The following is a 22,652-nucleotide window of genomic DNA, read 5'->3' on the forward strand; positions in this document are numbered from 1 at the left end:
ATAAAATAAACTCTATAGGTTTTTTATAGGGTAGAAAAGTACAGGAGGAACACAGGATGAACCAAAAGAATCGAATTGATGTAATAGCTAACATTGAGGATACATTAGAAAGTTTAAGGGTAAATCAAGAAGTTACAGAACTCCGAGTATTAAATACTTCTAAAGGTACGGCAAGTGGTTATTTTGACGAGAATACATCCATGGCAAAAGCGGCTTCAACATTTGATGGAGAGGTACCAGGTGTATATATCACCCTAAACCCAGTCAAGGAAGATTTGCTGACAAGATCCAACAATTGTGTACAGAGTTACGTAAAGCAAACAACATCTGATAGAGATATAGCTTCAAGAAGCTGGTTACCAATTGATTTAGATCCAATTCGTGCATCGGGAATATCATCGACAGACCAGGAACATGAAGCTGCATTGAATCTAGCAAAGAATGTTCAACAATATTTAACAAAACAAGGTTGGCCAGAACCTATTTTAGCAGACAGTGGGAATGGATTTCACCTACTGTATGCCATCAATCTACCAAATGATGATGCAAGTCGTATTCTTGTCAAAAGGATATTGGAAATACTTGACTTTCAATTTAGTAATGAAATGGTTGAAGTGGATAAAACAACTTACAATGCAGCACGAATATGGAAACTCTATGGTACGAAAGCCTGTAAAGGTGATAACACTAAAGAGCGGCCGCATCGTTATTCTCAAATCATTAAATCTCCTGAGGAAGTAGTTAAGGTATCCAAAGAACAGTTGAACGGGCTAACTGAAAAGTTAGCTCTACCTATAAAAGGTGCAAGTCGGGACCAAACAGTAGACGCTACTAATAGTATTTGTGCTAAAGCATGGTTAAATGAGAAAGGAATAGAAATTGTAGCTGAGGGGACTTGGCAAAAAAATGCTACTAAGTATGTCTTAAGTGCATGCCCTTGGAATGAAGAGCATATTGATCGAAGCGCATACGTCATTCAATTTTCGAATGGTGCAATTTCTGCAGGGTGTCATCACAATAGCTGTTCACAGGAGGACTGGCATACGTTACGTAAGAAATATGAACCTGACTATTCTCGTAAAGAGGTTGGCAATAAAGGAAGGCCTTCACAAGCTGATACTTTAATTCGTTTAGGAAGTGATGCGAGGTTTTTTAAAAACGAATTAGAAGAAGCGTACGCAGCGATAAAAATTAACGGTCATACAGAACTCTGGAAAGTGAAAAGTAAAACTTTCAAAATGTGGTTAACTAAAAGGTTCTTTGATGAGACAGGACAAGCGTCCACTAGTGATGCAATGAACCAGGCATTAGGTGTGATGGAAATGAAGGCAATGTTTGATGGGGAAGAACATCACTTACAATTGAGGGTTGCTGAAAGGGATGGAAAGTTTTATTACGATATGGCTAATAGTGATTGGGAGATAGTTGAAATTACACCGAAAGGTTGTCAGGTTATTGAAAACCCACCCATCCTCTTTACTAGAAATAAAAATACGAAGGCGCAAGTGATGCCTGATTTTGATGGGGATATTCGATTATTACTAAATCATGTTCGTACCAAAAGTGAAGATGATCAGATTCTCCTCTTGATTTATATAGTAACTTGTCTGATACCAAAGATTCCCCATGCAGTACTTGTTCTTAATGGGGAAAAGGGTGCTGCAAAATCTACATCTATGCGAAATATACGACAAATTATTGATCCGGCTGTACGAGATTTGTTGACTATGCCAAATAGTATTCAAGATTTGGCGATTTCGTTAGCTAATAACTATATGCCATGTTTTGACAATTTGGATAACCTATCGGCTGCAAAAAGTGATTTACTGTGTATTGCTTCTACAGGTGGCGGGTTCAGTAAGAGAACACTATTTACCGATGATGACGAAACGTTATTGGAGTTACAACGATGCCCTGCACTAAATGGGATTAACATGGTAGTTACAAGACCTGACTTGATGGATCGTTCCATCCCTATAGAATTAGAGCGAATTTCAGAAGAGGACCGCAAGGAAGAAAGTGTAGTTAGGGCGGAATTTGAAAAAGACAAACCATCTATTATTGGCGGGGCATTTCGAATATTGTCAAAAGCAATGGCCATATATCCCAATGTTAAGATTGAGAAATTATCTAGAATGGCAGATTTTACTCGTTGGGGATTTTCAATTGCAGAAGCAATGGGGTACGGAGGAGAAAGATTCCTTGAAGCCTATCGTAACAATCAAAATAAATCAAACGAAGAAGCCATTTCATCCCATCCAGTTGCGGCTGCTATCGTTGTACTGATGCGTAACTGCAATAATTGGACTGGAACAGTAGCAGAGCTACTAACCCGACTGGACTACGAGGCTGGCCGAGAAAGGATTGATACGAATGTCAAAACATGGCCCAAAGCTGCTCATATTCTTAGTCGCCGTTTGAAGGAAGTGAAATCCAATCTAAAAGAGGTTGGTATCATTTTTGATATCCGCCATGCAGGGGATGCAAAAAAAGTAACAATCAAAAAGGTCGGTAGTAATGTAGTCGTTCCCTTTGATCAAAAAAAGATAAATAGTACGTCAACAAACCTAGATGAGGTGGAACTATCACCAGACTACGATGAATTTGCGGAGTGGGGCGACTAATCCGAACGTAGCTACAGTACTGTCAATAATGACAAAAGTGTTGCTACTGACGCTACATTGGGTAGGAAACTGGGGTGCAGATAAAATTTGCGAAATATTGTGAATATGATTGATTATATTTTCTATCTTGATTGCCCCCAGTCCCTCAATACCAAATTAAAATATATATTATTCTATTGAATCAACTACTGGGGGAACTAATTTTGGAAAATGAAACTTCGATCAATTACCAATATAATGTTTTATTAGATATTTTATCCGAAATGGTTACAACTTATTTAACAACCAACAGCAATGAAAATAATAAAAAAGGAAGTGCATCAGATGAAAGACCTATCCCAAGTAACTAACCTATCACAGCAGGTCAAAGAAAATGATGTTGCTACAAAGATTGCTATCTATACCCGAAATGTTTCATCCGAACTAGTAGAAGGTGGACATAGGCTTCATCATGATATTCAAATTCTAAAAGAGAGATATGGGCGTGCAGGTTATGATATTACTAGAATTTACTCTGATTCATCATGCTATGGAAATACTGTTTCAGGTAGACCTGCTCTACAGCAGCTATTACAGGACGCTAAGAAGGGATACTTTAATGTAGTTCTGGTGTGGGAAGTATTTTACCTTGCTGCTAAGGGTGAGGATTTGTTGTTTATTGAAAGAAAGTTAAGAGATCACGATATTGAGTTATGTTCTGTAACAGAGATTTTCGAAACAGATACTGTTATGGGGCTTGAACATTTTAGGATAATGGCATCATTATTAGAGCATGAATATCTAACTTGCAAACGAGATATTCCACTTTCAAGCTTAGCAAGATTAATAATGACAAATGGCCAAAGTATGAAAGGAGGTGAATTTTATGCGTAATCATGCGTTGGATCTATCTAGCTCCCATGATCAAACAGCCTGGTCTGGACCGCAAAAAAAAGCTGCGATATATGCTCGTGTATCTACCATTGAGCAAGCTGAGGAAGGATACAGTATTGATGAGCAGATTAATGTTTTACGAGAGTTTTGTGACAGAGAAGGATATACAATTCATAAAGAGTATATTGATAGAGGAATTAGTGGTAAAAGCATCAAAGGTCGACCAGCCATTCAGCAATTACTGCATGACGCTAATCAAAAGTGCTTTGATATTGTATTAGTGTGGAAAATGAATCGGCTATCAAGAACAAGTGTTGACCTTCTAACGATGGTTGATAATTTACAAAACAAAGGCATTAGCTTTCGTTCATATACTGAACGATACGAAACAGAAAGTCCCTCAGGAAGACTGCAATTCCAAATGATGGCAGCTATTGCTGAGTTTGAACGTGCAAATATTGCTGAAAATGTCAAAATGGGGATGATAGCAAGGGCCAAGGAAGGCTCTTGGAATGGTGGGCAAGTTCTTGGGTACGATGTAGTAAGTGTCCCAAGTGATAGTCGAAAAGGAAAATCATCTAAACTTATCGTTAACGAACAAGAAGCGGTTATTGTACGGAAGATATTCGAATTATATTTGCAAGGAAATGGGTATAAAGCAATTGCAAACCGATTGAATAAAGAAGGGTATAAAACGAAGAAAAACAAAGCGTTTTCTATTAATGGTATTAAAACGATTTTGTGTAATCCTATATATGCTGGGTTCATCAGATACAATGTTAGGCGAGATTGGAGTGAAAAAAGAAGAAATAACATAAACCCATACCCGATTATTACGAAAGGCCAACATGAACCCATTATTTCTGGCGATATATGGGAGCAGGCTAAAAGTATCATGAAAAGCCGTACTGGAAAACCAAATCGAATTCATAGTGGGGAATTCCCACTTACTGGCATCCTAAGATGCCCTATGTGTGGTGCTGGCATGGTATTAGGGAGAACGACTAATCGAAACAAGGATGGAAGTAAGCGTGTACTAGAATATTACGTTTGTGGCGCATGGAAAAATAAAGGAACAGCAGTCTGCCATTCAAATGGTGTAAGGACAGAGTATGCTGATGAGTACGTTCTTCAAAAATTAGCTGGTTTAGCTAGCAATGATATGTTAATTAATCAAATTGTAGATAGAATTAACCAAAAAAATCAGGACGGCATAATACCTCTACAGAAGGAATATGAAATGCTGAAAAAATCACTATCTGCTATTCAATCTAAAAAGGATAAATACTTAAAGTTATATGTGGACGAATTGATTAACAAAGGCGAACTTACTGGTCAATTAGCCAACCTTGAGCGTGAAAAAGAACGCCTCGAAGAACAAATTTACCCAATCGAAGAACAATTAGGTCAAGGAGGTGTCCCAAATGTTGACTATGAGGTGGTAAAGGAGATTATGATGAACTTCATGACGGCTTACAAGAGGTCTTTAACATTTGAACAGCGTAAGAAGTTGTTGCAACTCTTAATCCACAAAATTACCATTTCAGAAGAAAGAAAAATTGACACCATACAAATCCAATTAAATAAAGAAGTGGCAAAACACTTCACCTTTAACGGAGGAGCAAATTCGTCGATCGCTGATGAATTTGCTCCTCCTTTTTCTATCTTCATTAACGTATAAGAAGGAGCGAAAAATTGATGAGTGTAATAAAAGTATTTAGAAGTTATATGGCGAAAAATCACCCACACATAGCACATATGGACTGGCAGGCGGATGTTAGATTAATACCAGTACAGGATATCCCGAATGAACTCCTTAAAGCTATTATGCCTAAAGAAATAAGTGAGCCTGTAACATGTTGGTTGTTTTACTATGATGATGGTCTTAATAACGTTGTGTGTTTGTTACAAGACCAAAGGGGTGTAAGGAATTATGGGATTGGCCTTTTAAAATATGGCGAGCTAGTAAAGCCTATAAGCTTTATTTGAGTATGTTGTAACAAGACTAATAACATCATAACTAAAAATTGTTAACTGGGACTATGATAGTTGCGGTTTATTTGTGTTTGATTAGCTTTTAAAGGAGGTGAATAGATGACACCAATAAATCTATTTAAAAAGGGAGTATCTTTCGGTGTCTCCCTTTACATTTTAATCAAGGACAAAGTTAACAAGGGGGAATCATAATGCAATATTTCTTGATGGGTACAGTTGTAGGTGTTGTAGCTTGTTATGCAATTGAAACAATGCAAAGGTCATACTGGGGTGTTAATAGATGAAACAAATTCGGTGCTTAGAAGATTTTGAAGCTGTTGCTAGTGTTATTAGTGGTAACTTCCTATCTTATTTAAAACAGGAGTTTTATGGGCTTTATGAATACTTAAGCAATGGTGAAAAGATAGATGAATTTATACTCGAACCCTACCAAGCTATGATATTATTAGAAGAAAAGGAAGAATTAAGTAATTTTCTGAATAACTTTTTGGATTTAGAATTTATGGACGAAGTTAAACTTACAAACTTCACTGTTCTAAGAATTGGAATACTTTGTGATGAAGATGTACAACTTTGCTATGCAGCAAAAAATAATAACTGTAATGATATAAATGAAGGTTAAGGGGGAATTTCCTATGCCAATTAGCTTCTTAGATAAAAATTTTGGAAGTACTTTTTTCTCATTATTAGATTCAACAAAGAAACAAATTCGAATTATTTCTCCATTCATTGGTTACAAAACAGCATTAGCTTTAGTTAATTTTATTCAGGAGACTGAAAATGAACTAGACTGTGTATTAATTACACGTTTTGACAGAGAAGACTTCATAAAAGGGGTTAGCAGCATTACTGGTTTAGAATATCTGAAAAAAGCTGGAGTGAAAATGTACGCGCTTCAAGGTCTTCATACTAAGCTTTACATATTTGATAATGAATCTGTAATAATGGGTTCAGCTAATTTCACCTTCAATGGATTCTATAAGAATCATGAATTTGGTATTTTTATGGAAGGAGAGCCGGTGTTTTCGAGAGAGTGCAATAATTATTTTGAAGGTCTACTTAATGATATAAAGAAAGATAATAATTGGGAGATTACTTTAGACCGTATTGCCAAGGAGAAAACCTTTTGTGATGACGCTGTAACAGATAGAGCCTATTCACAAAAGAAGCCTAGAAAAAATGAGTCGCCTGTTATAATTCATCCAAATCGAGTTAAGTGGGGGGCAAAACTTGAATGGAATGGTACCGAAACTTTAAACGGTAAAGAGAAAAGAGACGTCATAGAGGAAATTCTAAAAGAGGAAGATGAAAAGCGAATCCACATACGTAACACAGGAATTTGGCTAAAGTTTGAAGGTAACAGCGAAAACCGTATTCCTAACCACCAAACCTATTTTGGAAGAAGGAAAAAGGAACACAGGAAACGTACATTCTTTCCAAAGCCACCATCTGGAATAAAAGATGGTCAATTATTGTTTATGACCATGGTAAGTACTGATAAAGAGAACAAAGGGACACCTATAATTGTTGGTTATGCAATTACATCAGGGTTTAATGAGAAAAATATTATTGATGATGACGCGCCTTTTGATTCAAAGGATAGGAGAGGTAGATATCCTTATTTTGTTGAATTAACAAGTGGACGATTCTTAAAGGCGCCTATAAAAGAAGGGATAACACTTAGGGAACTTGCTCGTGAACTACAGTCTGATTTGTATCCCAATCCCAAATCAAACTTTAATGAAATAATTTATACACATAGACAAAAGTCCCATTTGCAAGTAACAAATAGAGCACATGATTATATAATGCAACGGTTAGATTCATTATTTAAGGAATTCGGCTATGATGAGCTGTAAATTAAATTAATAGGAGGCGTTATGATGGATGAAAAATTAATGTCACTGTCATTTTCAGTCGAGGCAAATAAAGGGGTTTATGCTTTATTACTTGGATCAGGCATATCATATTCTGCAAGTATTCCTACAGGCTGGGGTGTATTGAAAGAGTTATGCAGGAGAATTATGTTAGTAGAAGGTTCGGAGGAGCCCGATGAAATTAAATGGTATCAAGAGAAATTTGGTAAAGCTCCTTTATATGATGAGGTAATAGCTATGCTGGCTAAAACATCTTCAGAACGGAATGGATTACTACAGGAGTTTTTTGAGCCTACAGAAGAAGACCTAGAGGAAGGTAGAAAGATACCAACTGAAGCCCATAAATCAATTGCAGAATTAGTAAAAAAAGGTTTTATAAAAGTAATTGTCACAACAAACTTTGACCGCTTAATTGAACAAGCATTAGATGAATTGAGTGTACAGTATCAAACACTTTACCATGATTCAGACATAGAAGGAATGAAACCTTTAGCACATGCTGATTGTACAGTACTAAAAATTCATGGCGATTACAGAGACACAAGATTTAAAAATATTACCGATGAGTTAGAGTGCTATTCCTCTAATCTATCTGTGTTATTACAACAAGTTTTTGATGACTATGGACTAATAATATCAGGTTGGTCGGCTGAGTGGGATACAGCGCTTAGAGACACGATTAAAAGTGTTAAGGGACGTAGGTACTCATGGTACTGGCACTCTTTTTCTGAATCAATTGGTGAAAAAGCAGAAGAATTAATTAATTTCAGGGATGCCAATTTAGTAATAGATTCTAGAGGTGCTGACCATTTCTTTCGAGAAATAAAAGAAGCTGTATTTAACATTTCTAAGTTGAAGAAGGTTAATCCAGAAAATATTCAAGTCAAAATTAAAAGATTAAAAGATTATATTCAAAATGATGATGAATCGGCTATTCGTGATTTGTTTACTAATGAATCACGAGACGTTATTGGTAAAATTAATAAACTTGATTCTAATCAAGAAGCAACTATTGAACTTATGAAACAATGGATTGCAGAAATAAAAGCCATCATAAAACCTATTTCCGTTTTATCATCAATACTTGCTTATTATGGTAAAGATGAATTTCAAGAACGATTGCTAATTGAGACGTTAGAAAGATTTACATCGATAAAAAGCAGTGATGGAAGAGTTTATTTATTAGGCTTGAAGCAACTACCACTGCAAGCTGTTTTTTATAGTATGGGAATATCATTAACGATGAGAAGAAAATATAAACTTTTAGATGAAATTATGATGAAACCAAAAGTAAGAGATAGACTTCATAGCAGACAAGCTTTTTCTTGGTATGTTTCTCCACGGAGAAATTTATATGATGCTTTTCAACGATTACAACCAGAAAGACCGTATCATTTACCCATTGAAGTAATGTTTACTTTCCCTTTTATGGAAGAGGTTTTTAATGAAAGTCAATTGGCATTTGATAGTGTTGAATACATGATTCATTACGATTTGTTTGAATTTTTACGTTCATTAAAACATCGATACTTAGGTGACTATGATTATGTTAGTGGATGTTTTGGCTATAGAGATGATAGAACTCATATAGAGCAATTTTTATCTGAAGGTTCTCTAACAACTGAATGGGAAGTGCTTTTATTGTTTGAAGGCAATAAGGACCTTTTTATTAAATCCTTGAGAACATTATCTGAGGACTTAAATCAGCTTATGTATTACAGCGGACGTGGTCTTGTTGAATCATATCTAGATGAGAAAAAAATTTAAAAACCTCATTTAGATACATCACGGTGAACCGTATCACAAATAGTGGTAAAGCATAGAGTAGAAATTGTAATTGATAAAGTTTGGCTAAATAAATTGATGTAATAATATTCCTTCTTAATAAATCAATCATATTAAAAATTGTTTGATTCACCTTAGCCTATTAATTGTGTTACGTATAGATAAATAATGAGGGAACAAAGAATCATCATTATTATTAAAATTAGTTTTCAACGACAATTACATAAAAGTTCTTCAAAAGAATAGTTTCCTTCTAATCACAAATTCTGACAAAAGTAGATTAAGAGACCAACTTAACCAGACTGCTAGCGTGTAGGAATTTCCATAAGAAAAATTCATTAGGTTATGTGAAATGGCTACAATTATATAAATAGTAATATTTGCAAAGGAAAGAAAGAAACTTCGAGTGATCCATTGACTATGTAACATAACTCTTTGTCTTTTGATATACCAAAATCCGAGAATAGTTGTTATAAGCCATAATGTATTTAAAATAATAAACCCAATTATGCTTGGTAATCCTCCTGTAGCAAAGAAAGAGACATAGACGCCAGGTATGAAATTTAAAATAATGGACATCACATATATTCTGCCATTCCAACGGTGAAAGTTTCTTGATTTATCACGGATTGTTTTTATAACTCCTAGAGGTCCAGTAATAAGAGAAATAATAGCAAGTAAGATATGAATACGAATCATTAAAATCCATAAGTTATGGTCTGTTAGAATTTGATCTTTTCTAGAAATAAATTTCTCGAATTGAGGATCTACCATAAAATTCTTTGAAAATGTGTGAAGCACCCACATCATTGAAATAATTAAAATAAGTATACCCGCTTTTTGTTTCATTTGAATGAAATCCTCCATCAATACTTAGGAAAACAAACTACGATTTGTCATAACAAATACAGCAATTAATATGGATAAGAAGGTAATCCAACCATACCATTTTAACTTCACCATATTTTCCAATAGTGCTTTCTTAGAATCATTTGCAAAAATAATCTGTTTTATATTCTTATTCACCATACCTATTAAGCCACCGATAAGGATCAGTATAAGGGTTGAAAGTGTCACCCAAAACAAGGAAGGGTAGGATGAATACCCAATGACCATCCAACCTCCAGAAACCATAATAAGAACCAATGCATAATGTCCTGCTCGAGTAAAGGCTAAAATTGTTTTAAGGCTGGTTATTAATTCATTACTCGTACGAGAAAACAATGTATTAATTGCTAAAGGGAATGCAAGAAAACACCCCAAAAATAATGCACTAATTACATGAAGGAATATAATAAATGAATACATTCTTAATCCTCCGGTTTATAAAATTCGATGTCCGATTAACTTTGATGCAGGAAGCATTCCGGCTTTTGCTTCACCAATCATATTGTTTCCATCTACAGAAACGATAAATTTTAAGTTAAGACGCATAGGCTTGGAAACTTTCATGGACCACTTTAATTGATTCCCTTCTAGTACCAGATTGTCTAAAGTGACAATATCTTCTCCTTGCTTTGCAGTTCCTGTTATCTGTCCATCTATTTTTGTTAAATTTAATAAAACGGAGAGTTTCCCAATAGGAGTGGAGATTGCAGTATCCCATTTTCCATGAAAATTCTCTGTTTCATTAGATTGAGTATAGGAATGATGACTTGTCTCCTCAACTAGATTTTCTTGTTGGTTTTCTTTCGGTATATTTCCTTCTGCTTTCCAAACTGTACCCCTGCGTTCGTACTCGAACAGTTGCTCCACTGCGTGTGCTATACGTGGACCTAATTCTCGCTCAACTAAGTAAAGGGCAACATCGAGTCCTGAAGTAACGGCACCACCAGTAACAAGATTCCTATCATCTACAATTCGAGCATTAACTGGAATAGCATTAGTAGTACTCAAAAGCCCCATCCCCATGTGATGGGTAACAGCATGACGGCCTTCTAATAAGCCAATCATTGCTAAAATGAGAGAACCACCGCAAACTGTGGAAAGCAGTATCTCTGGTTTCATCATAGCCTCTTTGAGTAAATTACTTAAGTTTGTTTCTGTTGCTTGTTGTAATTTAACCGGTATTGATTCAGGTCCATTATCAAGAACAGAACCAGATGCACCCGGAACAAGAATAATTCCTTTACGGGTTAAGTCAAGTTCACTACTTGCTTGGATTTGTAAATGGTTTACTCCGCTTGTCACCATTCTTTCACCTTCAGCAGAAACGAGTTCAACGGTGATAGTTTCATCTGAGTACATCGCAGCGGCAGTAAACACCTCATAAGGCGCGATGGCGTCTAATAGATCAAATCCATCAAACAACACAATTTGAATACGCATATATATTCCCTCCATTTAAAATGATTTGAGATTGATTATGTCTTATTTTGTAAGAATACTTTTCAGTTTTTGATATTCCGCCTCTCTCAGTTCCCCGTTGATTACTAGGTCCTTAAGACGGTCAATTTTCTTAGTATGCATATAACGAGAGCGTATTGCGTAAATGCGGACTGCTACAAAACAAAATAATGTAAGGCAAAACAAAGCGCCGAATGGAAAGAATGAGAATGTTTGATCTTCAATACCCATTTGTAAATCCCCCTTCAAAGTAGTTAAAGGTGTTGTAAAACATTACAAATATCTGCTGCTTGTTTAACAATAAAAGAATAACCTTTTAATATCTCAAAAGAGGGTATAAAACAATCACAAAATAATCACAATCCATCATAATACTTATTCTTCATTGAAAAAATGATAAACTTAAATTGAAATTTAAATGTTGATAGGTTTGTATCAAGGGTGTGTCATCTGAGGAAAGGTGAGATTTTCGTGAACTTAGTACAGACGATTCTAGTCGTTGACGATGATAAAAGTATTGTAGAACTATTGAGAGATTTCTTAGAAAATGAGGGTTTTTATGTGGAAACTGCTTATGACACTGCTCAGGCACTTGTCATCTTGAAACAAAGTACAATTGAGTGCATCATTTTGGATATAATGATGCCGGGACAAAACGGTTTTGAGTTATGTAGGCAGCTTCGTATGGAAAGCGATGTCCCAATCCTTTTTTTGAGTGCTCTAAGTGATGATGTAGATAAGATTCGCGGACTAGCACTTGGAGGAGATGATTATATAGTCAAAACCGCTTCACCGGGTGAGATTGTTGCAAGAGTGAAGGCTGTGTTAAGGCGTTCGAGTTCTGAACAAGGATCTAGGAAGGTCTTGGATTATGGGCGTATGTCGTTGGATTTGTCTACAAGAGAAGTGTTTATAAAAGGGCAGCCTATCTCACTGACACCGAAAGAGTATGATTTACTTCAATTGTTTGCCGAACATCCTAAATACGTTTTTTCATATGACCAATTACTTGAAAAGTTTTGGGAAGGAATTGGTGATAAACATACTATTCGTGTCCATCTAAGCCGGCTTCGTGAGAAAATTGAGGCTGATCCGAATAATCCGCAATTTATTGTGAACGTATGGGGCATAGGCTATCGTTTTAAAGGAGAAGAAAATGGAAACCATTCGCATTCGTAAATTCACCATTCTTAGTTTATTTATTATACTTACTATTCCGTGGATATTTTATGTAGTTGGGCATTTTTTTGAAACAAATTCATTCAATCTGGGAATTGAGACCGATTCAAAAATGACTCAAATAGTTGCGGGAATCACTGGTCTACTATTGGCCTTTTTGATTGTGGCTTATGCAATGCGAAGATGTATTCTTATTCCGCTAGAGAAGATGAGCCTATGTGCTCGGCAGATTGCAGAAGGAGATTTGGATATCGAAATACCTTCTTCAAGAATTTCAGAAATTGCTGAAGTCCATGATGGGTTTAATATTATGGTTGATAGTCTAAAAAAATCTTTTCAGAAACAGGTTGAACTGGAAGATGAACGGAGGTTTGTGATTGCTGCTGTTGCGCATGACTTACGGACACCGTTATTTGCCTTACGGGGTTATTTAGATGGCCTAGAGCAAGGTATTGCTGATTCACCTGAAAAGAGAGCAGAGTATCTCGCAGTTTGTAAGGAGAAGTCAGTGCAGTTAGACCGCCTTGTAGAGGATCTTTTCACGTTTGCGAAGACAGAGTACCAAGAAATGATACTAAGCGAAAATATGATTGACCTCAGCCTTGTTCTCAAGAACTCGATTGAAAGCCTAAGCCCTCAGGCTGAGCAAAAGGATATCTCTATCATAGCGGATAACTTGACAAGTGATTGCAATATCAAGGGCGATTCACACTTATTAGAGCGAGCCGTGAATAACTTAATAGATAATGCGGTCAGACATACACCTAGTGGTGGTAATATTTTCGTTAATTGCAATAGAGATGAAACCTGTGTGACCTTTACGATACAAGATACAGGAGAGGGATTTTCTGCAAAGGATCTTCAAAGAGTATTTGAACCACTATATCGAGGGGAAGCATCGAGAAATCGTTCAACCGGAGGAGCCGGGTTAGGGTTAACTATTTCACAACGAATAGTTAGGCAACATGGTGGAGAATTAGTTGTTGGAAATCACCCAGAGGGTGGTGCATCCTTAAAAGGTTGGATACCAATATAAGTGCTTAATGCTCTGAAGGGAGTGCATTCACTATATCTTTAAGAATTCCGTTGGAAAAAGTTACAATAAATTCTGTGGTTTGCTTTACCAAACCACTTATGGAGAACCTTACCATAAGTAAATGAGGTTTTTAGTTCCAAGTTGCAACAATAATGTACACATTAAAATTTTTCGATAAAATATGGAAAAATTAGGTAAGTGGCAGGCGCCCGAAGGAAAACCAGAGATTCCGTTTTCTTGTTTGTCTCCAAAGGAAAGATGCAGCCAAACTAGTAATTCTCCTAAAGAATGTTTCTTGATCAAGAACGCAAATCATCATGCTTATCATTACTGTTAATCCAAATTTTCTTTAGGTTTTTCTTTATGCTTTCTATTTTTAACCTCAGTAAATATGTTATCTGACACACTTGTTTTAGTTTTTGATGTTTCATTTGGAGGATTAGATTGATTTGATTCAATCAGCGATTTCAGCATATGAATATCCTCTTTAGTAGCGAATTGTTTATCAGACTTTAACATATACCCTAACTGACCGTTCGATTCTATTGTAGCCCATTGTAAATCAGTAAAATGCTGAATGTTTTGTTGTCTCATTCGTACTTCAAGCATATCAATTGTTAACCGCAGTTTCTTTAAATTCCGTTCATTAATTTGGCCGTTTTCAACTACTACAACTCCTTTTCCATAAATTAACGTTTCAAAAGCATTCGATTTCAAAACGATATACTCAATAAAAAGAAGTGTAGCTACCATTAAAAATGTAATCAACATTGTAATCCAGATGTTCCTATCGCCAACAGGTTGAATAATTAATGACCCAACAGCTATCATCATGACAGTCTGAGCAACAGTAAGCTGTGAGATTGATTTTCTTCCAGCTAATCGTAAGATCAGGACTCCTCCTATCACGACGACAATAGCTTTCCATATGAAGTGTAAATCCATAAACATCTCCTCTTTTCAAATGTTGCTAAAAATATACTTACAATTGAGTCTTTCTGTTTAATTATAATTCCTATTGTTTATTGTTGTTGGATGATACCCGTTACTTTATTATTTAGTGAAGTGTCTTTATATAAATAGAGCAATAAAACGGCAGCATATTGCTGTTTACGTCTAATTTTCTAAAGTTTTTTCTTTGTTTCAACGTTTTCAATAGTTTCCGCACGAAGAGTATTATATAACCTGCTCTTAGGCTCATATATTTTTTGCGATGGCCATAATCCATGGTGTCCTGAGAATAGATAGCTGACTATACAAGCAACAAAAAAGTACTCTAATCCTTTTCCATCAAACATCTCCATTGCAAGCAGGAAAGCTGCTATAGGGGTATTAGTCCCTCCAGAAAAAACAGCAATTAATCCTAATGCAGCGAGAAATGACATAGGTAAATCGATCAATGTGTGTAAGGTATTGCCTAATGTAGCCCCAATGAAAAATAAAGGTATAGCTTCACCGCCAACAAAGCCGGTACCCAAAGTTACTGCTGTAAATATTAGCTTGGCCAGAAAAGCAAAGGGCGGAACGTCTTCTATAAAAGATTGTTCTAACATCTGTAATCCTCGGCCGTTGTAATCTTGTGAATTAACCATTAAAGTTAATACTACAATGACTATACCTCCAAAAAAGGCTCTTTTCATATGGTTTTTTTTGAAAACTTTCTCAGAGAATTTTTCTATCCAATGCCTCAACTGACAGTATAAAACACTAATTAGGCTGAAAATGATTGATAAAAGAATAACTATTATAAATGTAATAATAGATATCTCCGGAACGGTTTGTATTATAAATTCTTCGTGTTTATGTCCCCAAGCTGCTGTAGTTATATAGTGACCAACAAAGCTTGCAGTAAGACAAGGAACAAGTGCTTCAAATTTCAGCTTTCCCAAAGCAGTCATTTCCATGCCAAAAACAGCACCTGTTATAGGTGCTCCAAAGGCAGCACCAAAGCCAGCACTTATACCGCTCATCATTAAAATTTTCTTATCGAATTTGTTTACCTTAAAAAATTTGTTGACCGTTGCAGCTACACTTCCTCCCATTTGGACAGCTGCACCTTCTCTTCCGGTTGAACCTCCAAAAAGGACTGTGATAAAAGTCCCGAAATAGACGATAGGCCCCATTCTCCTCGGTACTTCTTTTTTTCCGTGAACCGAGTCTATTACCAGATTATTTAGTTTAGCAGTGTCATTCCAAGTATTATTCAAAAACACCTTTCCGTAGTTCATATATATGTATCCAATGATAATTCCTCCAAAGGGGAGAAGGAAGATAAGCCAATCTCTTTTTAATCGTATGTCATCTCCAAGGTAATCGTTTGTCTCTAAAAGGAAAGTGGTTGTCGACCCGACAACTATACCAATTATGCTTCCAAAGATAATCCATAAACCGAGAACTGAAAAAAAGTTTTTATACTTTAATAGCATTCACCAACTCAACTCTTTTCTTTCCTTTAATAAATTCAATTCTATTGTTGCCTGTCGTATTAAAATTATTAAAACAAATAATGAATAGCCAATTATGAGAGAAGCAAAAAAAGATCAACCCATTAATACAGGTTATATTAAGGCTTTTTTACATACTAATCAGAAAAAACGTATTTAGATTTATCACGAAAAGTATTCTTGTACAAGGAAATAATGCGGTCATCGAGGGGACGATGAAAACCCCAAGTGAGAATGGCGAAGAAAAGATGTATGCTTTTTGTGATATATATACCTTTCACAAATCGAGCGATGCCAGAATTAAGCAACTATCAGCATATCTGATTGAATTACGAACGGGGAGTAAGCAATTAGGTTATTTTGTCTGACAGGGAAGCACTTTTACTATTTGAGTGGGATAAATAACTCTTCACTAAAATCTTTAAAAAATGATGACTTAGATAAGCTATATGTAGTTCAGCAGACGTAGTCTTGTGAAAGCGTCTATTTGAGGAACACGTTTAAATCCTATTTAGATAAACCACAATGAACCGTATCACAAGTGATGGTAAAGCAGAGGGTTGAAGTTGTTTTTGATAAGGTTATATTAGACAAAATATTGCATTAGTTATACAAAGGGCTTGGTTAGTGAAAAACTAAGCCTTTTTATTAATATCATTCCATTACATATTAATATTACAATTTCATTCTTGTAGGATAATCTATATAAATGTCGAATATTATAGTGGCACTGGTTCAATATATACAAAGATTTTAAGAATGAACTAATATTAAAAAGGTGATAAAAAAAAGTGGGGGAACTTGATGAATGGTGGAAGAAATGCTTCTCGTGGTTTTTATTTACAAGCATTAATTAGTGTTCTTGAGTCTGTTAGAAATACTTCGTGGAAAAATATCTCAGTAGAACCTAATGAAGAAAAAGTAGATATAGAAATAACTTACATAGATGGAAGTGTTAAATTTATTCAAGTAAAGTCTACAAAAAATAGCTTTAAACCATCAATTATTAAAGAAGTAATAAGATCATTAGTAAATTCAGATAAAAAGGCAACTACATATGAGGTTGTGCTTATTGGTGAATTCAGTGCGGAATCAAAAAAGATGTATAGTGATTCTGATGTACATAATTTAACGTCTTTTTTAGATGATGAAATGGATAATACTAAGGATATAAAACTAACACAAGTAAATCTTAATATAGACATTATTGAAAGTAATGTTAAAAGAACACTAAATGAGTATTTACATAAACTAGGTCTTGAAGTAAATACTGAGAAACTAAATATGATACATGGAAGTCTAATCGCCCAAACTTTACTTGCATCTACTAACGGGGATGTTTTACTAAAAGAGAGTTTTAATGATAGGTTAAGAAAATTTGTAACAATAATGAATGAAGATGAAAAGATACAAAGAAAAGAGATAATGTTAAGTCCAGAAAGTAAAAGTTTTCTTTGGAAGCGTAAAATGTTTAGATTTATTGGCTTATTATTATTATTGGTATTCATTATTAGCCCCATAATAAAGTATTTTAGAGAGGGGTTAGGTATATTTAATATTATTGGACTAATAGTGTTATGGATAATTATTTTGGGAACTATTGTTTTATTTAAAATTAGTGACATTAAATTTAAAAAAAGAGAATCCGAAGAACTCGCAGAATATAGTAGAAATAATAATGAAGCTCAAAATAGCATATTAAAATTGCAAGTAAGGGATAAAATAGAATTTATTAAAGGAAATCGAAAGGTATATAGATTGATAGAGTTATATAATTTAACGCCTAAGAAAATTGAGTATATTCAAGGTGATATATACTTTTATCAAGGTAGTCGAAGAATACATAATCAAGATTTTAGTCTGGAGAATATAAACTCATATAGTAGTGTAGTTGTGTATGATAATTATATGGTAAAAGAAAAATCGCAAAAATACTGGAGTAAATTTACCTTAAGTATTGATAAGTCATCTATAAAGGAATTAGAAGGAAAAGAATTACACAGTACTAGTATATATAGAAACTACGACACGTTACTTAATAATAACTATCTACCTGTGATAGAAGAATTATTCTTTTATGAATCCTCTTGGGCAGTCGAAAAGCTACAGCATCAATATCGTAAAATAATTTTTCGCAAAAAGGATAAGTCGCTAAAAGGTGTATTAATAGTAATAACTTATATACTATTATTGATTTTCTCTATATTTTTTGGTGGGATTGGTCTATATAATTCCTTATATATAATATTTGAGCTTATTAAAACCATATTCTAATTTCGAAAATTTAGGGTTATAAAGATTATTTGAAGGTTATTGAAATTGCATTAGAAATGAAGGTGAAACGTTTTGAATAGTGAAAACGGATATAAGGAAAAAATACTAGTATTTTTCGATGTATTAGGTTTTAAGAACTTAATAATGAATAAGTATAAAAATCAACCTGAAAAAATTGAAGATATACTAACAACAATGCATCTATTGTCAGAACCAGATTATAAATCAGATGTAATTGTTTTTTCTGATTCAGTTATTAATATTTTGGACCTCAAACCAATATTTAATGACTATGGGCAAAAGTTCTCTGACTATTTAAATGTAATTATTGATAGAATAGCAGCTATTCAAATAAATATGTTAACTCATTTTGGGATTTTAATAAGAGGTTCAATAGTAATTGGAAATATAAAATATAATTCGGATAAAGGATTGCTTTTTGGACAAGCTCTAATTAACGCTTATGAGTTAGAATCAAAATATGCAATTTATCCGAGAATATTAATAGATGAAACTGTTGTAAAAGTAATAGATGGAGATACAGATCAGTTAAATATTACTAGAGATTTCGATGGACAATATTATATAGACCCTTTAAAGTGGCTAGTTAAATTAGACTCTGAAAAACAAAGTTTGCTCAATTTAAAGGAGAAGGTCTTACAAAAGATAAATAATGAAAGAAATATCGCTGTTCTGAGCAAATACAATTGGTTGTTAAATAAAATATTAGAACGAGATAATACCTGAGAGCAAAGTTAGCGATTGAAAAACAGCAAGTAGACCTAGTATTGGACAAGAAAATACTGCGAAAGGTAAAAAAGGATTGGCATATCAATATCCAAACTTTTTTTTAGCCATTATGAAAAATATGATAGATATTTAGTATAATTATTCTAATAGTAAGAAAATGGGGCAATAGAGAAAAAGTAAAGATAAGGTTGTATAAGGCATTCGTAAAGAGTGTCTTTTATTGTAGTGGAGGGTACTTTACAACAATTTATAGGGTGAGATTTTATGAAAGGTGGTAGCACATCTAAAGACAGACTATAATTATATACTTAAGCGAAACGAACTTTATTTAAGTGTTAAAATAAATGTAAACAGAAATTAAGGGGGTATTGAGTTGGGAATTAAACCAGTACTAACTTAATGTTTACTAAAATGATACATTGTGACATCTTTTAAAAAAACAGAAGTGTGAAAACATTGATTTAACAGTGTTTTTTAAAAAATAGGAAGGCACTGTTTAATAGAAATTAATGTAATATAAGGGCAGTGTGACAAGCTTTAATTTGTATTAAGTGAATAAATATGGTTGATGAAGTGGAAGTGTTAATTTTATTTTTATTGTTGAGTATCCCATGACTACTTAAGTAAAACTAAAAATGATACATTGTGACACCTTTTAAAAAAACAGAAGTGTGAAAACATTGATTTAACAGTGTTTTTTAAAAAATAGGAAGGCACTGTTTTATAGCAATTAATATAATATAAGGGCAGTGTGACAATACTTTAAAATGGGTGATTATGTGAGTAAATATGACGAGTATTTATCAGTAATATTTGCTAATGATAAATTTTATAAGACAGGTAATGAATTAAACCAAATTCTTCAAGAAAAATTTCAAATAACTTCTTCTAATGCACGAAAGATTATTTCTAGGGCTTGTAGTAAGGGGATATTACAATCCAGTCACCCTATAACATTTGGAAATGGTCAGTATGTTTATTATAAAAATAAAACTAGCTTAAGTATTAATGTTATTAAGGAAATAACTAAAAAGAACCGTCCTCCAGTTTATCATTTATTAAATTTACTAGATGCTAGCGAAGGAATCATTTCTTACTACGAGGGGCTAAAGATTACAGCATCCCCTTTGAGAAAAGAAAAAGAAAAGTCTAATACTCTGAATGAAATACTATATATGCTAGAATATCTAGGGGTTGTTGAAACAACAACTGATAGTGGCATTACCTACATAATTTTATCAAGTGTTAGTAATAAAGTTATTCCTTTAATGTATCAACATCGAAGTAATATGATTATGGATTGCTTTTTCATTCCAGATGTACGAAATTGGCTAATAAAACATAATTTCATCGATAATAAATATATAGTATACAGAAATCAAACATTACCATCAAAAGGTGCAGAACATAATAATTATATTTGGGATGCCTTTGCTTATACTAATACAACTGGTTACAATACTACATTGGGTAATAGTATAGAACGTGATGAAAAAAAGACATTAGTTGTGTTAGATATAGTAATACATAGAAGCTATATGTCATGTGATGTGCAGGGGTTTTTAAGAAGGGTTCAAGCCGTTCGATCAAGTGCAACTAGGGAGAGGAAAATACTCCCTATTGTTGTGTACCAAGAAATTTCTTCTCATGCATTCAGTCAATTAAAATCATTAGGTTTTATAATGCTTAATTTAGGGTCAATTTTTGGAGAAAATATATACCCTATCATTCATAAAATTAAAGAAATTAAAAGTTCAATATTAAATGATTGGGGTACATCTGAAGAAATTGTAGAGAATGTGGATGCAACATTATCTGAAATGGAGAAGTCTGGACAATCAATTAATTTAGGAAATATGAAAGGTGATTTGTTTGAGGTATTGATGTATCCTTTAATAAAAATAATCCATCCACACGCTTCAATAGAACTAGGAAAGGTTCTAAAAAGAAAAGAAGTTGATGGAACACATCGTGAATATGAATATGATGTTATTGTTCGTGATTTTCAAAATGAAGAAATTATTGTTTATGAGTTTAAAGGTAAAAACTCTAAAATAGAAATTCCATTAAAACCACATGATAAACCAAATACAGTTAAATGGTTTTTTAATACAACATTACCATTTGCTAGAGAAGAGTTACAAAAGCAAAACTCATTTCCTGTGAAGGGCTGTTATATTACTACTGCTAGGTTTTCAGCAGATGCTTTAAAAGTGTTAAATAATATAAATACACATAAAAATGTTAAACCAGAAACTCACGATGTGTTTTATGATGGAGAAAAATTATTACAATTACTAGAAGGAAAAAGAGAAAAGCACATTATAGATGTTCTTAAGAAGTATTATATTCATTAAGAATGGAAAAATGAAAAGAATGTAATCAAAAAACTATAAGACCACTTAATACTTAAGTGGTCTTATAGTTTTTTTAAAAATTTGTATATACACTTTATTATCAAAATATACTTTGTGTTTAGTATTCCTGCGGTGGAACCGTATCATAAACAAATTAGCTTTTTGTATTTAATATAGATAAAGAGGCTGTCCCCAAAGGTTATAATTTTCTAATCTTAAGCGACAGTGACAACTTAATTTTTCTCAATAAGTGGGAAGCTTATCAGGATTCATGGTAATATACATTTCCTTAATTGTATCATCACGTATATAAAAACTAATGATACTTTGGACCTTACCATTTACAAAAGTCACAATGGCTGGCTGACCATTGACCTTTTTGACTTTGAAAGAGAAGTCTTCAGGAGCCTTGTTGAAGATTCCGTATAAAAAGGCCAAAACATTGGAGCGGGATTCAATTGGACGAACAGCTGCATTGACTTTTCCTCCTCCGTCGGAATAGAGCGTGACTACTTCAGATATGAGTTCTAGTAAGGCATCGATATTTTGCATTTGAAACGCTTGGATAAAGCGATCGATAAGGGATTTATTCTTCTCGTAGTTTAAACTTTCACCCTCTATGCTCGAGATTTTTTGCTTGGCCCTGCTAAAAATTTTCCTGCAATTTTCTTCTTTCTTTTCAATGAAGTTACTAATCTCCAAATAAGAGAAATGAAATACTTCTCTTAAAAGGAGGACTGCCCGTTCATCCGGTGCTAAATGTTCCATCATTCGTAAATAGGCAACACTCAATCCTTCTTTTTGAAGAACAACCTCCGAGGGATCAATGTCATGTGTACTCTCTTGCAATAGAGGTTCAGGATTCCATGGTCCCACGTAATGTTCTCGTCTATACTGTGCTGATCTTAATACATCAAGACAGCGGTTTGTCATGATTTTGCAGAGATATGCTTTCTTATTATCTAGCTTTTGGTCATCAATTTGATACGCTTTTAAAAAAGTTTCTTGTACCATATCTTCTGCTTCTGCTACAGAACCTAACATCCGATAACCGATTGAAAACAACAACCGTTTAAATTGTTTATAATCCTCATTACTAATCTGCACCATAT

The 22,652-nt window shown here is 34.0% G+C and carries 20 protein-coding genes; 13 read left to right on the forward strand and 7 right to left on the reverse strand.

Annotated elements, in window-relative coordinates; translation table 11 throughout:
• Positions 1-56: 56 nt before the first annotated feature.
• The 8 genes from BLR82_RS11165 to BLR82_RS11195 all read left to right on the forward strand — a co-directional run bounded on the left by BLR82_RS11165 (position 57) and on the right by BLR82_RS11195 (position 9,136).
• Positions 57-2,624 carry a hypothetical protein gene (locus tag BLR82_RS11165; protein WP_074599366.1) on the forward strand — a complete coding sequence of 856 codons (2,568 nt, stop codon included), beginning with the start codon at positions 57-59 and terminating at the stop codon, positions 2,622-2,624.
• A gap of 203 nt (positions 2,625-2,827) precedes the next feature.
• A complete protein-coding gene (locus BLR82_RS21040; RefSeq protein ID WP_175486790.1) occupies positions 2,828-2,974 on the forward strand; it encodes a hypothetical protein in 147 nt (48 codons plus the stop codon).
• Entirely contained in the window at positions 2,949-3,497 is a 549-nt protein-coding gene (locus tag BLR82_RS11170) for a recombinase family protein (RefSeq protein WP_175486794.1), read from the forward strand. Before BLR82_RS21040 ends, BLR82_RS11170 begins: the two co-directional genes overlap by 26 nt.
• Positions 3,490-5,178 (forward strand): recombinase family protein, encoded by a 1,689-nt coding sequence (locus BLR82_RS11175; protein WP_074599368.1) that lies wholly within the window; start codon positions 3,490-3,492, stop codon positions 5,176-5,178. The genes BLR82_RS11170 and BLR82_RS11175 overlap by 8 nt, the downstream gene beginning before the upstream one ends.
• 17 nt (positions 5,179-5,195) lie before the next feature.
• Entirely contained in the window at positions 5,196-5,486 is a 291-nt protein-coding gene (locus BLR82_RS11180) for a hypothetical protein (RefSeq protein ID WP_074599370.1), read from the forward strand.
• 286 nt (positions 5,487-5,772) lie between these two features.
• Positions 5,773-6,114, forward strand: a complete 342-nt coding sequence (locus BLR82_RS11185) for a hypothetical protein (RefSeq protein WP_074599372.1) — start codon at positions 5,773-5,775, stop codon at positions 6,112-6,114.
• Between the two features lie 13 nt (positions 6,115-6,127).
• Positions 6,128-7,351 (forward strand): phospholipase D family protein, encoded by a 1,224-nt coding sequence (locus tag BLR82_RS11190; protein ID WP_074599374.1) that lies wholly within the window; start codon positions 6,128-6,130, stop codon positions 7,349-7,351.
• Between the two features lie 24 nt (positions 7,352-7,375).
• Positions 7,376-9,136 carry an SIR2 family protein gene (locus tag BLR82_RS11195; protein ID WP_074599376.1) on the forward strand — a complete coding sequence of 587 codons (1,761 nt, stop codon included), beginning with the start codon at positions 7,376-7,378 and terminating at the stop codon, positions 9,134-9,136.
• 252 nt (positions 9,137-9,388) lie between these two features.
• Here BLR82_RS11195 and BLR82_RS11200 read toward each other — a convergent pair whose 3' ends face one another.
• Genes BLR82_RS11200 through BLR82_RS11215 form a run of 4 tightly spaced genes read right to left on the reverse strand, consistent with a single transcriptional unit; the run spans position 9,389 to position 11,731 of the window.
• Positions 9,389-10,003 (reverse strand): DUF2306 domain-containing protein, encoded by a 615-nt coding sequence (locus BLR82_RS11200; RefSeq protein WP_074599378.1) that lies wholly within the window; start codon positions 10,001-10,003, stop codon positions 9,389-9,391.
• 24 nt (positions 10,004-10,027) lie between these two features.
• Positions 10,028-10,462 (reverse strand): hypothetical protein, encoded by a 435-nt coding sequence (locus tag BLR82_RS11205; RefSeq protein ID WP_074599380.1) that lies wholly within the window; start codon positions 10,460-10,462, stop codon positions 10,028-10,030.
• Between the two features lie 15 nt (positions 10,463-10,477).
• Positions 10,478-11,482, reverse strand: a complete 1,005-nt coding sequence (locus tag BLR82_RS11210; RefSeq protein ID WP_074599382.1) for a DJ-1/PfpI family protein — start codon at positions 11,480-11,482, stop codon at positions 10,478-10,480.
• A gap of 42 nt (positions 11,483-11,524) precedes the next feature.
• Positions 11,525-11,731, reverse strand: coding sequence for a hypothetical protein (locus tag BLR82_RS11215; protein WP_074599384.1), 207 nt, complete (start codon positions 11,729-11,731; stop codon positions 11,525-11,527).
• Positions 11,732-11,971: 240 nt separating this feature from the next.
• Between BLR82_RS11215 and BLR82_RS11220 the strand changes: the two genes are divergently transcribed.
• Positions 11,972-12,679, forward strand: coding sequence for a response regulator transcription factor (locus BLR82_RS11220; RefSeq protein ID WP_074599386.1), 708 nt, complete (start codon positions 11,972-11,974; stop codon positions 12,677-12,679).
• A complete protein-coding gene (locus BLR82_RS11225) occupies positions 12,657-13,715 on the forward strand; it encodes a sensor histidine kinase (protein WP_074599388.1) in 1,059 nt (352 codons plus the stop codon). The genes BLR82_RS11220 and BLR82_RS11225 overlap by 23 nt, the downstream gene beginning before the upstream one ends.
• 333 nt (positions 13,716-14,048) lie before the next feature.
• On the opposite strand, the gene BLR82_RS11230 is transcribed toward BLR82_RS11225, so the two are convergent.
• Together BLR82_RS11230 and BLR82_RS11235 are read right to left on the reverse strand one after the other, a co-directional pair.
• Complete coding sequence (locus BLR82_RS11230) at positions 14,049-14,660, reverse strand: DUF421 domain-containing protein (RefSeq protein WP_074599390.1); 612 nt, start codon at positions 14,658-14,660, stop codon at positions 14,049-14,051.
• Positions 14,661-14,839: 179 nt separating this feature from the next.
• On the reverse strand, positions 14,840-16,141 hold the full coding sequence (locus tag BLR82_RS11235; RefSeq protein WP_074599392.1) for a voltage-gated chloride channel family protein: 1,302 nt from the start codon (positions 16,139-16,141) through the stop codon (positions 14,840-14,842).
• 822 nt (positions 16,142-16,963) lie between these two features.
• Here BLR82_RS11235 and BLR82_RS11240 point away from each other — a divergent pair.
• The 3 genes from BLR82_RS11240 to BLR82_RS11250 all read left to right on the forward strand — a co-directional run bounded on the left by BLR82_RS11240 (position 16,964) and on the right by BLR82_RS11250 (position 21,540).
• Positions 16,964-18,433, forward strand: a complete 1,470-nt coding sequence (locus tag BLR82_RS11240) for a hypothetical protein (protein ID WP_074599394.1) — start codon at positions 16,964-16,966, stop codon at positions 18,431-18,433.
• 72 nt (positions 18,434-18,505) lie between these two features.
• On the forward strand, positions 18,506-19,180 hold the full coding sequence (locus BLR82_RS11245) for a hypothetical protein (RefSeq protein WP_074599396.1): 675 nt from the start codon (positions 18,506-18,508) through the stop codon (positions 19,178-19,180).
• A 782-nt stretch (positions 19,181-19,962) separates the two neighbouring features.
• A complete protein-coding gene (locus BLR82_RS11250; protein WP_074599398.1) occupies positions 19,963-21,540 on the forward strand; it encodes a hypothetical protein in 1,578 nt (525 codons plus the stop codon).
• Between the two features lie 243 nt (positions 21,541-21,783).
• On the opposite strand, the gene BLR82_RS11255 is transcribed toward BLR82_RS11250, so the two are convergent.
• Positions 21,784-22,650: an RNA polymerase sigma-70 factor gene (locus tag BLR82_RS11255; protein ID WP_074599400.1), complete on the reverse strand. Its 867-nt coding sequence runs from the start codon at positions 22,648-22,650 to the stop codon at positions 21,784-21,786.
• Between the last annotated feature and the right edge of the window lie 2 nt (positions 22,651-22,652).

The organism is Sediminibacillus halophilus (genome assembly GCF_900103695.1).
GTDB classification, from domain to species: Bacteria; Bacillota; Bacilli; order Bacillales; family Amphibacillaceae; genus Sediminibacillus; species Sediminibacillus halophilus.